Origin of the sequence: Pseudomyxococcus flavus (genome assembly GCF_050038885.1) — a bacterium.
Classification (GTDB): Bacteria; Myxococcota; Myxococcia; order Myxococcales; family Myxococcaceae; genus Myxococcus; species Myxococcus flavus.
This window is the reverse complement of record NZ_CP143624.1, coordinates 9061055-9072963: the sequence shown is the minus strand read 5'-3', so window position 1 is coordinate 9072963 and position 11909 is coordinate 9061055. Positions and strand designations below refer to the sequence as shown.

Here is an 11909-nt window from a genome sequence, read left to right as displayed (position 1 = left end):
GCCAGCCTGCACCCGTGCCGGGAGGGAGTGCCAACTGCACTCCCGGGCGTCAGTCGCTCATCTCCGGCAGCTCGGGGAGCGCGTCCGGGTCCAGCTTCAGAATCACACACAGGCGCGTCAGGGTGGGAATGGTCGGGACCATGACGCCCCGTTCCACCCGGGCCAGCACCTCCACGGGGATTTCCAGTTGCTCGGCGACCTCCTCCATTCCGAGCCCCGCCTCCTGGCGGGCGGCCTTCAGTGCCGCCCCGAGCACCTCGGCCCTTTCCCTGCGACTCGTCGTCATGGGCCGAGCATGACGCCTTCTTGCGTTCCCGTCATCCAATTCACCACACGCTGAGGCGCCGGCGCACGGACTCGAACATTGTCGTAGGGCGGGCGGCCAGGACCACCCCCTCTCGACGGTAGCGCACGTGCGGCCTTGGGGGAGGGTGGCCAGCCCGCCCCGACATGAACAGGCTGGGCGGCAGGGGTTGCGGCATTGGCGCCGGGCGAGGGCTGTGTTAGTTCGCCCCTCCCCCCGGAGTCCTGCCAGAAAGAGGAGAAGCGCATGTCCCGCCGTCAGGTCCGTGTCGTCGGTGCGATGCTCCAGAACGAGCAGGGGTGCTACCTCATTACCCAGCGCCCCCCCACCGCGTCGCTGCCCTTGCTGTGGGAGTTCCCCGGCGGACGCGTGGAGGAGGGCGAGGAGGACGCCGAGGCCCTGGCCCGGGAAATCCTGGAGGAGATGGGCGTGGAGGTCGACGTGCTTGGCCAGGCCATGCACACCCATCACGAGTACCCGAACTACGACATCGACTTCCGCGTCTTCCACTGCCGCCTCACGCGGCCCACGGACGAAATCCAGCACCTGCGCGTGCACGACCACCGCTGGGTGACGCTGGAGGAGATGTCGAGCTACCGCTTCCCGGACGCGGATGCCAAGACGCTGGCCAAGCTGCTCGACCTGGACAGCTGACGTGTCCCGCCGCCTCCTCCTGGCACTGCTGGCGGGTCTCCTGGGCGCATGCTCGCGTTCCAAGCCTCCACCGCCCGCGGAGCCGCCTCCCGAGGCGACGAACCAGGTCCCCGCCCAGGGCGTGCCGGGGTGTACCTTGTACGGCGAGCCCCAGAAGTCCGGCGCCGTGCCGGAGGTGCTGCCCGAGCTGTCCGGCCTCGCCGCCAGTCAGCGCCACCCGGGCGCCTTCTGGGCCCACAACGACTCTGGCAATGGCTTCGAGCTGTTCGCGATGGACGCGAAGGGCGCCATCCTCGCCACGCTGAAGCTCACCGGGGCCGAGCCCCGTGACCTCGAGGACATCACGGTCGGGCCCTGCGCTCCGGGGGAGTCGCGCCCCTGCGTCTTCCTGGCGGACATCGGCGACAACTTCGCGCGCCGCGAGCAGGTGCGGCTCTACCGGCTGCCCGAGCCGGAGGCCCTCACGGACGCCACGGTGGCGGTCGAGGTGCTGCCCTTCATGTATCCCGACGGCCCGCGAGACGCGGAGTCGGTCATCATCGACGCCCGCTCCGGCAGGTTGGCCGTCATCACCAAGTCGCTGGACTCCCTGGGTGACGTCTTCGCACTGGATGGCCTGCACGCCGGCACGTCCATCCAGGCGAAGAAGCTGGGCACGCTGACGGCACCCCTGGGGATGGACCGGGCCACCACCGCGGCGTCGCTCCATGCCTCCGGCGAGCGGCTCCTGCTGCGCACCTATTCACGCGCCTACGAGCTGCGCCGCCCAGACGCCGCGCGGCTGGAGGACCTGCTGCAGGGAGAGGTTGTCGAGGTTCCGAGCGGGAGTCAGGCCCAGGCGGAGGCCATCACCTACCTGCAAGACGGCAACGGCTATTTGTTGGGGACGGAGTTCACTGGTCAACCGCTGTGGTTGATCCGGTGTCGGTGATCCGCCGCAAGGGCCCGCACATGCCGTGAAGCCCGCCTGGCGGGTTGACGGTATGGCAACGGTGAACATCTTTGGCCCGCCAGGGAAGACGCCTCGCGGTCACGGTGTCCGCGCGTGCGGGGGAGGGGGAGGGTCGAGCGTGCCGACAATGAAGCCACAGGATTTGCCGCCTGGGATGGGCCCGCGCGGAAAGAAGACAGACAAGCCAACGCCAACGGGGAAGGGGTTCAAGTTCGGCTCGCCGTTGGGCTACATCCTGTTGCTCGTCCTGGGCTTCCTGCTGTTCCGCAACGTCTTCCAGGATGCGGGGGTCCGCCGCGTCAGCTACAGCCAGTTCCGGGACGCCGTGGAGGCCGGCAACTTCAGCCGGGTTCAGATCTCCAACGAGTGGGTGAAGGGCTTCCTCAAGGACACCGCGCAGCCGCCTCCTCCAGGAGATGGAGAGCGGCCGCTGCGAGGCGAGCCCAGCGCCCTGCCGTGGATGGCCTACCGCGTCGCCGGGGACGAGGGGCTGGTGCCGCTGCTGGAGCAGAAGGGCATCCAGTTCGAGGCGGTGCCGCAGTCCGGGCTGGGCGAGGCGCTCTGGATATGGCTGCTACCCCTGGGCCTCTTCTTCCTCTTCTGGAGCTTCATGATGCGCCGGGTGGCGGGCGGTATCGGCCAGGGCCCGCAGAGCGTCATGAGCTTCGGGAAGACGCGCGCCAAGGTACAGGCCGAGGCCGACACCGGCGTGGGCTTCAAGGACGTGGCCGGCGTGGACGAGGCCGTGGACGAGCTGCGCGAAATCGTCGAGTTCCTCAAGACGCCGGAGAAGTTCCGCCGCCTGGGCGGGCGCATCCCGAAGGGCGTGCTGCTGGTGGGCCCTCCGGGCACGGGCAAGACGCTGCTGGCGCGCGCCGTGGCCGGTGAGGCGGGCGTGCCCTTCTTCAGTCTGTCGGGCTCCGAGTTCGTGGAGATGTTCGTGGGCGTGGGCGCCGCGCGCGTTCGCGACCTGTTCGCGCAGGCCACCTCCAAGGCCCCCTGCATCATCTTCATCGACGAGCTGGACGCCATCGGCAAGAGCCGCAATGCGGGCGTGGCCGGCGGGCATGACGAGCGCGAGCAGACGCTCAACCAGTTGCTCGCGGAGATGGACGGCTTCGACAGCCGCGCGGGCCTCATCATCCTGGCGGCCACCAACCGGCCAGAAATCCTGGACAGCGCGCTGCTGCGCCCGGGCCGCTTCGACCGGCAGGTGCTGGTGGACCGTCCGGACAAGCGGGGCCGCGAGCGTGTGCTGGAGATTCATGCCAAGGGCGTGAAGCTGGGCTCGGACGTGGACCTCAAGGCCATCGCCTCGCGCACGCCGGGCTTCGCGGGCGCGGATCTGGCCAACGTGGTGAACGAGGCCGCGCTGCTGGCGGCGCGCCGCAATCGCGACGCGGTGATGCGGGCGGACTTCGAGGAAGCCATCGAGCGCGTCGTCGCCGGCCTGGAGAAGAAGAACCGCCGGATGAACGAGCGCGAGAAGGAGATTGTCGCGCATCACGAGGCGGGCCACGCGGTGGTCGGCTGGATGCTGCCGCACGCGGAGCGGGTGACGAAGGTGTCCATCATCCCGCGCGGCCTGGCGGCGCTGGGCTACACCATGTCGCTGCCGCTGGAGGACCGCTACCTCATGTCGCTGGACGAGCTGCGCGACAAGATGGCGGGGATGATGGGCGGCCGCGCAGCGGAGGAGATCTTCATCGGCGAAATCTCCACCGGCGCCTCCAACGACATCCGTCAGGCCACGGAGATGGCCCGGATGATGGTGCGCGACTACGGCATGAGCACGCTGGGCCCGGTGGCCCTGAGCGCCGACCATGGTCCTGGCTTCCTCCGCTCCGCGGGCATGCCGGAGTCCCGCAGCTACTCCGAGCAGACGGCGCGGATGATCGACGAGGAGGTGCGCAAGCTCGTCAGCGAGGCGCTCGACCGGGCGCGCGAGGTGCTCACCACCCACAAGGACAAGGTGCAGGGACTGGCGGCCCGGCTCCTGGCCGTGGAGGTGGTGGAGGAGGACACCATGGTGACCATTCTCGGCCCCAAGGTGCAGGCGCAGCGCGGCCTGCTCCACCCGGAGGCCCGCCAGGTCATCTCCGCGCACCCGGTGGACGTCGGGGGCGGCGATGACCAGGCGCCGCCCACGCAGCACTCGGACACGCTCGATTCCTGAGCCGCGGCTGGCTGGGCGCCTGCCCTCCGGCCGTCCCGAAGCCCACCGCCACCGCGGCGTCCTGCGGTGACCGGTGGGCGAAATTATCTTCGGAAGAAAGGAGGCGTCGCCGTGGAGAACAGGATCGGCAAGAGCTACGTGGCCCGGAAGGCCCTCTTCGCGAAGGGGCTCAAGGAGGGGCGGCTCACGGTTCAGGAGATTGAGGAGGCCCTGCCCGCGGGGACCCTGACGGCGGCGGAGCGCTGGCTCCTCTACTACTCGCTGCGGGCCGCGCAGGTGGAGATCATCGACGAGGTGACGGGGCAGGTGGACCACGGTTTCATGGCCGAGTCCCCCGCCGCGCCCCAGGAGCACTAGCTCGCTCCCGCGTTGACAGGTGCGGTCTCGCGGTTAGGTTCCGGGCGAGCAGTGCAACCCTACCTTTCGCGCGAGACTGCGCACCCACCATCGCCTCAGGTTCGACATGGCCGGTAACACCCCCACCGACGCAGCCCCCGAAGCCTCGCAGCAGCCTCCTTCCGCCACGGGCGAGGGACCTGTCTCCGCCGCCGGGGAGCCCTCTTCGACGCAGCAGGCCCCAGAGCCGCGTGCCCCCGAGGAGCCCGCCGCCGGGAAGGACCCGGAGCGGGAGCGGCTGGTGGCGGAGCTGGAGACGCTCCGCAAGAAGTACGACACCGCCGTCCGCGCCGTGCAGGCCGGGGAGAAGGACCGCGAGGAGTTCAAGCAGCGGGTGACGCGCGAGCGCGAGCGGATGCTCGACGTGGAGCGCGGCAACGTGGCCGTCACGCTGCTGGAGGCCATCGACGAGCTGGACCGCTGCCTGTCCGCCAGTGCACAGGACACCTCGCCGCTGGCCGAGGGCGTGCGGATGATCCGCGAGGTGCTGCTCAACAAGGCCCAGGCCACGGGCATCGAGCGCCTCAGCGTCGTGGGGCAGACGTTCGACCCGAACGTGGCCGAGGCGACGGACATGGAAATCACCGCCTCGCCGGACGAGGACCAGCGCGTCGTCGCCGAGCTGCGCGCCGGCTACCGGCTGAAGGACCGCGTCATCCGTCCGGCCCGGGTGAAGGTGGCGAAGTACGTCGCCCCCGCCCAGGCCTGACGCACCCCCGGGCGCCCCCCTTCTCGGGAAGGGGGCGCCGGGCCCTGTTGTTGAGTCCGCTCGACCATGGCCCGCCGTGTAAGCTGCCTCCCCGTGTCTGCCCGACTTCTGTCCGTATGTCTCGCGCTGGCGCTCACCCCGGGGGTGGCGGCCGCCGACAATCCGCTCGATTCCTGGCTGCCGGCGCGGGCCCGTGAGCATGCCGCCTGGTTCGCGGCACAGGCCGCTGGCACGGACGGGCAGACGGGCGCGCTGAGCCTGTGGCGCGAGCGCGCCGAGGGCGACCCGGGCATCCCCGACTTCGTTCCGCCGTCCTCCCTGGCGCCGCTGATCCGCGCGGTGGAGGCCGGCGTCGTCAACATCACCACCGTGGGGCCCCGCGGCAGCGGGATGGAGGGCCTGAAGCGCGCGACGGGCTCCGGCTTCGTGCTGACGCCTGACGGGCTCGTCGTCACCAACAACCACGTGGTGGCCAGCGCCCAGCAGATCGCGGTGCGCCTGGCGGACGGCCGCGAGTTCGCCGCGTCGGTGGTGGGCCGTGATGCCTCCACGGACGTGGCCCTGCTGCGCCTGAGCGGCGTGGGCATGGGGCAGCTGCCCGCGCTCTACCTGGGGGACTCCGACCAGATGGCGGTGGGAGACTGGGTGGTGGCCATTGGCAACCCCTTCGGCCTGGACCACTCGGTGTCGCACGGGATGATCTCCGCCAAGGAGCGCGTGCTGGGCGTGGGCCAGTTCGACGACTTCATCCAGACGGACGCGCTCATCAACCCCGGCAACTCCGGCGGTCCGCTCTTCAACATGAAGGGCGAGGTCGTGGGGGTGAACACCGCCATCATCAGCCAGGGGCAGGGCATTGGCTTCGCGGTGCCCATCAACCTGGTGAAGGAGCTGCTGCCCAACCTCCGCGAGAACGGGAAGCTGGAGCGCGGCTGGCTGGGCGTCGTCATCAACGACGACGGCATCCACGCCAATGGCGCCGAGCGCCGGGCCCCGCTGGTGAAGGACGTCTACCAGGGCAGCCCCGCCGCCGCCGCGGGCATCCGCCCCGGTGACAGGCTGGTGGCCGTCAACGGGCGGCCCATCGGCTCCTACCTGCAGCTGCTGCGCAAGGTGGCGCTGCTGGCGCCGGGCACCGAGGCGCGGCTGTCGCTGATGCGCGGCACCGACACCCAGGAGGTGACGGTGCGGCTGGTGGCGCGTCCGGCGCAGGAGGCCACCGAGGGTCTCATCCAGCGGACGACCAGCGAGGCGGAGGTGGGGCTGGTGCTCCGCGACCTCACACCGGAAGTCGCCGCCCCGCTGGGCGAGACGGCCTGGTCCGGCGCGCTGGTGTCGGGCGTCACGCCGCGCAGCCCGGCGGAGTCGGCCGGGCTGCGGGCGGGGGACGTGGTGACGGAGGTGAACCGCCGCCGCGTGAAGGACGCGGCTGGGGTGCGCGCGGCACTGGCCAAGGGAAGCGCGGGGGCCAGCATCCTGCTGCGCGTGAAGCGGGGCGACACGCTCCAGTACATCGCGGTCGCCCGCTGAGGCGCGCCTAGCGCTTCCGGGCGTCCTTGCCGTTGAGCCACAGGCCCATGGGCTGACCGCTGCGGCCCTCGGTGAGGAGGATGGCCTCGATACGGGCCGTCACGCCGTAGTTCTTTCCGCCGCCCTTCTTGGGCAGGCTCCACACGCCCTGCGGCGTGAAGACGACCTGGGCCCGCACCGCCCGCATGGAGAACAGGCGGGTGAACATCTGCAGGTTCCACCCCTCCGGCATCTCCCCGGTGACGGTGAGGTAGGGGAGGATGGGGTTGCCGTTGCCGTCCGTCTTCTTGGGCGCGCCGTGGGTAAGCGCCGAGCTGCCGCCGGGGAAGAACGGGGTGATGTTGATGGTGTACTCCCCCGAGCCCGGTGAGTAGGGGCCCGGGCTGAGCATGGTCGTGTCGTCCTCGGTGACGATCATGTACAGCCGCTTGCCCTGGTACTTCTTCCGGAAGGCCTCCGCGTTGGACTTGCATTGCGCGTCCACGAACGGGCCGTCACACGCGCCGATGTACTTCTCCAGGAAGGTCCCCAGCCCGCCCAGGGGCTCGGCCTCGTCACGCAGCTTGGCGAAGCGAGGGTCCGCGTCGGCGAAGGCGAGCACGGGCAGGAGCAGGGCGGCGGCAACCAGGATGCGATTCACGAGCAGGGTCTCCGGGGAACAGGGGTCCAGCCGGGAATCGTGCCATTTCGGAAAGGACCCGGCACTTGTTACATGGGTGTGTTGGGGTGGATGTAGGTGAAGAACTTGCCTACATGTGGCTACCGTGTAGGTTGCGCCTGTCACCACCTGTTCCGGGAGCTACCCCCATGTTCGAGCGTCCTCACGAGCGCCGGTCCCATCTCCGTTTCGACAAGGTCTTCACCGTCTACCTCACCACCCAGGACGGGATGATGCGTGGCGTGGGCCGCAACATCAGCGCGCGGGGCATGTTCGTGGAGGTCCGGGACCAGGTGGGCCTGGGCGAGAAGCTGAAGGTCACGTTCGCCGGCGAGGACGGGACGGAGATGACCTGCCTGTGCGAGGTCCGCTACCAGGTGGCCCTGGCCTTCGGGCGCAAGGACGGGCGCGAGGGCAGCAGCCGCGGCGTGGGGCTGCGCATCGTGGCCTACGAGACGCAGGAGGACGCGCCCCTGCTCCTGGTGGACCGCGAGCGGGTGATGCACTGACGTCCATCCCGGTCCCGTGAGGGGCTTGGGCGGCCTGGCGAACCCGGAACCTCCGCGGGGGCGCCAAAGCCACCTTCCGGGCCCGGAAACGACGAAAGGGCACGGCCTTCCATGAGGAGGACCGTGCCCTTCGTGTTTTCAGCGGCCTGGCGCGCCTACTGCGAGAAGCCCTCGAGGAGGTAGTGGGCCTCGATGCGCTTGAGCGCGAGGATCATCGCGGCGCAGCGGGTGTCCACGGTCTGCCCGATGCAGTACTGGCGGCTGTCGTGCATCTCCGTCTTGCGCGGCTGGTTGCGCGCGATGTCGCGGATGATGCGGTAGTTGCGCTTCATGGCGCGCTCGAGGCGCTGATCCACCTCGGCCTCGCTCCAGCGCTCCATGCGCTTGTTCTGGATCCACTCGTAGTAGCTCACCGTCACACCGCCGGCGTTGGCGATGATGTCCGGGATGAGCTCGATGCCGCGCTTCTCGAGGATGCGGTCGGCTTCCGGGGTGGTGGGGCCGTTGGCGCCCTCGGCGACCAGGCGCACCTTCAGGCGCTCGGCGACGTCGGCGGTGATTTCGCCGCCCAGCGCCGCGGGGACGAGGATGTCGGCCTGGACGTCCCAGAGGTCCTTCTTCTCGATGCGCTGGGCGCCCGGGAAGCCGAGCACGCTGCGCTTGAGGTTCTTGGGGTCCTGCACGTAGGCGGAGAGCGCCGCCACGTCGATGCCGTCGCCGTTGAAGATGGTTCCGTCGGCGTCGTTCACCGCGAGCAGGCGGGCGCCCATCTGCGCCAGGATGTTGGCGGCGTGGCTGCCCACGTTGCCGAAGCCCTGGAGGATGAAGGTCTTGCCCTTCACGGACTCGCCGCGGTCGGCGTAGTAGTCCTCGATGCAGAAGGCCACGCCCTGGCCGGTGGCCTTGTTGCGGCCCTCGGAGCCGCCGATGCGCACGTCCTTGCCGGTGACGATGCCGCGCAGGTTGTGGCGCTCGCGCTCACCGTCCGAGTACTGGCGGTAGAGCAGGGCCATGATGGCGGGGTTGGTGCCCACGTCCGGCGCCGGGATGTCGATGTCCGGGCCAATCATGCTCTTGAGCCGGTACATGAAGCGCAGGGTGATGGCCTCGATCTCCTCCTTGCCGTACTCGCGCGGGTCGATCTGGATGCCGCCCTTGCCGCCGCCGAAGGGGACCTCCGCGATGGCCGTCTTCCAGGTCATCTCCGCGGCCAGGGCCTTGAAGAGGTCCAGGGACACCTCGCGGTGGTAGCGCAGGCCGCCCTTGTAAGGACCGCGCGCCTGGTTGTGCTGCACGCGGTAGGCCTTGAAGCGCTGCGATTCACCGGGGACCAGCTGGTACACCTTGCCGTCGGGCAGGCGCAGGTGGCCCTGGCGGATGGCCACGTCCGAGCCGAGCAGCGCGCGGCCATTGAGGATGATGTTGCCGTTGGCCAGCAGCTCCAGGCCTTCCTTGTTGCGCACCTGCGTCTCGGGCAGGTTGGAGAAGGTCCGCGCCTTGTCCTCGGGGAGGGGGACGAGGCGGTCCTTCAGCTTGGCCGTGACATAGAAGATGTGCTCGTAGTCCGGCTCCTCCAGCTCGAGGCGGACGCGCTTGTCCAGCGCGATGAGGTCCGCGGCACGATGGAAGATCTCCATCGCCTCGGTGTAGACGGTGCGCTTGGGCGTAGGGGCCGGGGCGCGCATGAAATTCTCTTCGCTGGCCATGACGGAACTTGCTCCTTGTCGCGTCGCCAAGTGGGGCGAGGCACGTGGGGGTAGCGGCGCCCTTATGTGCATAGGCGCCCCGGGGGGTCAACCGCGCGGTTCGGCCCCTCGCTCCCAAAAATCTGGAAAGATAACGGGAGGTTATGACAACGCGGTGTGTCAGCAGCGACAGACGCGATGTGTCATTTCTGTCAGGGTGGTCAACCGCGAGGATGGTTGGAAACCCAACGATGAGCGCGCCAGAAATGGGGTGGGGTGGCAGGAGCGATTGAACGGCCCACATCATTTCTGCTTGCCGGACATGGGCGCCCATGGTACTCCCCGCCCACCTCTCGCGCCGACATAGCTCAGCCGGTAGAGCAACTGATTCGTAATCAGTAGGTCCCCAGTTCAAATCTGGGTGTCGGCTCCAATAGAATCAGGTAGTTACGGGTCGGTTGCGAAAGCAGCCGACCCTTTTTATTCGCCCTGTTGGGGAATCTGTTGGGTAACGCTGCCCGACACGCTCCACGGGAGCACGTCGTGAAGGCGAAGCGTCGAGGCGGGTTCAGGGGCGCCTGGGCCGGTGGTGAGATTTACTGGAAGGACCTGGGGGAGCCTGCGGCTCCATCGGACGCGGCCGTGCCGGAGGCAGATAGCGGTACCGCCGGAGCCAAGGGCAAGCGAGGCCGGAAGCCCAAGGGCCCGAGCGGGCCGACGTACTACGTCTCCAAGATGGTGAACGGCCCCGCCGGTACAAGGTCTCGACTGGGGCCGACAACCTCAAGGACGCGCTCCACGAGCTGGACCGCTTCATGGCGGACCCCGAGGGTTACCGCTCGCCGGCTGACCGGCGCCCGGAACGCGCGCTGCCCATCCTCTTGAACGCGGAGACGGCCGCTCAGTTCCTCACGTGGAGCCGGGACGAGAAGAAGAACAGCCCGAAGTGGGTCCACGAGCAGAAGGTGTACCTGGCCTGGTGGCAGGAGGTGCTCGGCTCGGTCGACCTGCGGGAGCTGCGCATCGAGCGCATCCTGGAGGCGCTGAACGGGACGAAGTGCCGGGCGCCGAAGATCGCGGTCATGAAGAGCCTCTACGGCTACCTGCGCAAGAACGGCCTCCGGGACGTGGAGGGCGGGGTGCATCGGTTGGCTGCCGATGAAGACCCGACCCTGCACCACCTCACCATGCCGCAGGCGAAGGCGGCGCAGACGCGGCGGAGCAAGGTCGTCCCCAAGGAGGACTTCCTGAAAGCGCTGGCTCACTCGGCGCCGCCGTATCAGGACGCCCTGAAGGTGCTCGGGACGTGTGGGTGGCACACGACGGAGCTCGAGCGCTTCATCGCCGACGGCAACGTCGAGGGCGATGTCCTCACGATTCCGCGCCACAAGTCCGGACACGTCCACCGGACCCGCGTGAGCGCGGACGTCGCGGAGGCGGCCCTGCGGTTGCGGCAGCACGGGCCGCTGGGCTTCTGGCGCCTGTGCGGGGCCGTGGAGCGGGCGTGTAAGGCCGCAGGCGTCAAGGTCTTCACGCCGTCGAACCTCCGTCACAGCGTGGCCACCTGGGCCGTGGAGGCCGGCGCCACCATCGAGCAGGTGGGCGACTACCTGGGCCACCGCGATCCGCGCACGACGGCGCGCTTCTACACGACGCTCGCCGTGCCCGGCCGGGTGCCCACCCTTTTCTAAGCGGTTTCTACGTACGTCGTTAAAGGCGTGGGCTCACTCGGTTAGGAATGCAAGCAGGGGGCACGCTGCCTCTGGAGGCGACATGCTCAGGACACCAGTAGTGAGGCGTCTGACCTGGATTGATTCCGCTGGGGTTCTGCTCCAATCTGTCTCCGGCAGTTGAGAGCTGACAACGGGGGAGACTACGTGAGCGAGAATGACGTCCAGGAGATCGGCATTGCTGGCGTGGACCAGGAAAAGACCCTGGCCAATAGCGTCAACGGGACCATTTACCGGGTCCACCTGTCGTTGACGGCACCCGCACCTGCGGACTGGCGCCGCATCTTCGAATCAGAGTGGAGGTTCCCGCGCACCTCCATGTGGCGCAGGGCGCACGCCACAGAGCGGCACATCATCATCGAGTGCCCCATCGATGAAATTGAGCGCTACCACAAGGCACCGCTGAAGGAGGTTCTTGGCGATGTCAACCGGAAGTACCGCGAGCACCTGGCCGAGGCGCAGACGCGGGAGGCGCGCAGGCGCGCGGAGCAGGATGCGGCAACCCAGCGGGCAAAGGCCGATCTGAGCAAGATCAAGTTCTAGGCGCACGCCGCCTCGGGGATGGCGGGACGAGGGTCCTTCTCGGGCCGCAGCGGCCTCTGCTGG

12 protein-coding genes and 1 tRNA gene are annotated in these 11909 nt (G+C 68.9%); 10 read left to right on the top strand and 3 right to left on the bottom strand.

The window, feature by feature from the left end; genetic code table 11:
* Window positions 1-49: 49 nt before the first annotated feature.
* Window positions 50-286, bottom strand: a complete 237-nt coding sequence (locus tag VZL07_RS37410; RefSeq protein ID WP_201962172.1) for a helix-turn-helix domain-containing protein — start codon at window positions 284-286, stop codon at window positions 50-52.
* Window positions 287-550: 264 nt separating this feature from the next.
* Between VZL07_RS37410 and VZL07_RS37405 the strand changes: the two genes are divergently transcribed.
* The 6 genes from VZL07_RS37405 to VZL07_RS37380 all read left to right on the top strand — a co-directional run bounded on the left by VZL07_RS37405 (window position 551) and on the right by VZL07_RS37380 (window position 6721).
* Window positions 551-958 carry a (deoxy)nucleoside triphosphate pyrophosphohydrolase gene (locus tag VZL07_RS37405; protein WP_426752750.1) on the top strand — a complete coding sequence of 136 codons (408 nt, stop codon included), beginning with the start codon at window positions 551-553 and terminating at the stop codon, window positions 956-958.
* Window position 959: 1 nt separating this feature from the next.
* The gene (locus tag VZL07_RS37400) at window positions 960-1889 is read left to right on the top strand and encodes a hypothetical protein (RefSeq protein ID WP_426752749.1); all 930 of its coding nucleotides are present in this window, start codon (window positions 960-962) and stop codon (window positions 1887-1889) included.
* A gap of 175 nt (window positions 1890-2064) precedes the next feature.
* The gene (gene ftsH / locus VZL07_RS37395) at window positions 2065-4086 is read left to right on the top strand and encodes an ATP-dependent zinc metalloprotease FtsH (protein WP_426752748.1); all 2022 of its coding nucleotides are present in this window, start codon (window positions 2065-2067) and stop codon (window positions 4084-4086) included.
* 111 nt (window positions 4087-4197) lie between these two features.
* Window positions 4198-4443 carry an RNA polymerase sigma factor region1.1 domain-containing protein gene (locus VZL07_RS37390; protein WP_002638620.1) on the top strand — a complete coding sequence of 82 codons (246 nt, stop codon included), beginning with the start codon at window positions 4198-4200 and terminating at the stop codon, window positions 4441-4443.
* A 106-nt stretch (window positions 4444-4549) separates the two neighbouring features.
* Window positions 4550-5191 (top strand): nucleotide exchange factor GrpE, encoded by a 642-nt coding sequence (locus VZL07_RS37385; protein ID WP_426752747.1) that lies wholly within the window; start codon window positions 4550-4552, stop codon window positions 5189-5191.
* Window positions 5192-5257: 66 nt separating this feature from the next.
* On the top strand, window positions 5258-6721 hold the full coding sequence (locus VZL07_RS37380; RefSeq protein ID WP_426752746.1) for a trypsin-like peptidase domain-containing protein: 1464 nt from the start codon (window positions 5258-5260) through the stop codon (window positions 6719-6721).
* A 7-nt stretch (window positions 6722-6728) separates the two neighbouring features.
* On the opposite strand, the gene VZL07_RS37375 is transcribed toward VZL07_RS37380, so the two are convergent.
* Complete coding sequence (locus VZL07_RS37375) at window positions 6729-7361, bottom strand: DUF6066 family protein (RefSeq protein ID WP_426752745.1); 633 nt, start codon at window positions 7359-7361, stop codon at window positions 6729-6731.
* Window positions 7362-7528: 167 nt separating this feature from the next.
* On the opposite strand from VZL07_RS37375, the gene VZL07_RS37370 reads away from it, so the two are divergent.
* On the top strand, window positions 7529-7888 hold the full coding sequence (locus tag VZL07_RS37370; RefSeq protein ID WP_426752744.1) for a PilZ domain-containing protein: 360 nt from the start codon (window positions 7529-7531) through the stop codon (window positions 7886-7888).
* 155 nt (window positions 7889-8043) lie between these two features.
* Here VZL07_RS37370 and VZL07_RS37365 read toward each other — a convergent pair whose 3' ends face one another.
* Window positions 8044-9594: a Glu/Leu/Phe/Val family dehydrogenase gene (locus VZL07_RS37365; protein WP_426752743.1), complete on the bottom strand. Its 1551-nt coding sequence runs from the start codon at window positions 9592-9594 to the stop codon at window positions 8044-8046.
* Window positions 9595-9930: 336 nt separating this feature from the next.
* Here VZL07_RS37365 and VZL07_RS37360 point away from each other — a divergent pair.
* The 3 genes from VZL07_RS37360 to VZL07_RS37350 all read left to right on the top strand — a co-directional run bounded on the left by VZL07_RS37360 (window position 9931) and on the right by VZL07_RS37350 (window position 11846).
* Window positions 9931-10006, top strand: a tRNA-Thr gene (locus VZL07_RS37360).
* Window positions 10007-10388: 382 nt separating this feature from the next.
* Entirely contained in the window at window positions 10389-11264 is an 876-nt protein-coding gene (locus VZL07_RS37355) for a tyrosine-type recombinase/integrase (protein ID WP_426752742.1), read from the top strand.
* A 186-nt stretch (window positions 11265-11450) separates the two neighbouring features.
* A complete protein-coding gene (locus VZL07_RS37350; RefSeq protein ID WP_426752741.1) occupies window positions 11451-11846 on the top strand; it encodes a hypothetical protein in 396 nt (131 codons plus the stop codon).
* Window positions 11847-11909: the final 63 nt, after the last annotated feature.

Coding starts and splice junctions, on each gene's coding strand:
- VZL07_RS37365 (WP_426752743.1), bottom strand. CDS start 9,594: ATGGCCAGCGAAGAGAATTTCATGCGCGCCCCGGCCCCTACGCCCAAG.
- VZL07_RS37410 (WP_201962172.1), bottom strand. CDS start 286: ATGACGACGAGTCGCAGGGAAAGGGCCGAGGTGCTCGGGGCGGCACTG.
- VZL07_RS37370 (WP_426752744.1), top strand. CDS start 7,529: ATGTTCGAGCGTCCTCACGAGCGCCGGTCCCATCTCCGTTTCGACAAG.
- VZL07_RS37385 (WP_426752747.1), top strand. CDS start 4,550: ATGGCCGGTAACACCCCCACCGACGCAGCCCCCGAAGCCTCGCAGCAG.
- VZL07_RS37405 (WP_426752750.1), top strand. CDS start 551: ATGTCCCGCCGTCAGGTCCGTGTCGTCGGTGCGATGCTCCAGAACGAG.
- ftsH (WP_426752748.1), top strand. CDS start 2,065: ATGGGCCCGCGCGGAAAGAAGACAGACAAGCCAACGCCAACGGGGAAG.
- VZL07_RS37380 (WP_426752746.1), top strand. CDS start 5,258: ATGGCCCGCCGTGTAAGCTGCCTCCCCGTGTCTGCCCGACTTCTGTCC.
- VZL07_RS37355 (WP_426752742.1), top strand. CDS start 10,389: ATGGCGGACCCCGAGGGTTACCGCTCGCCGGCTGACCGGCGCCCGGAA.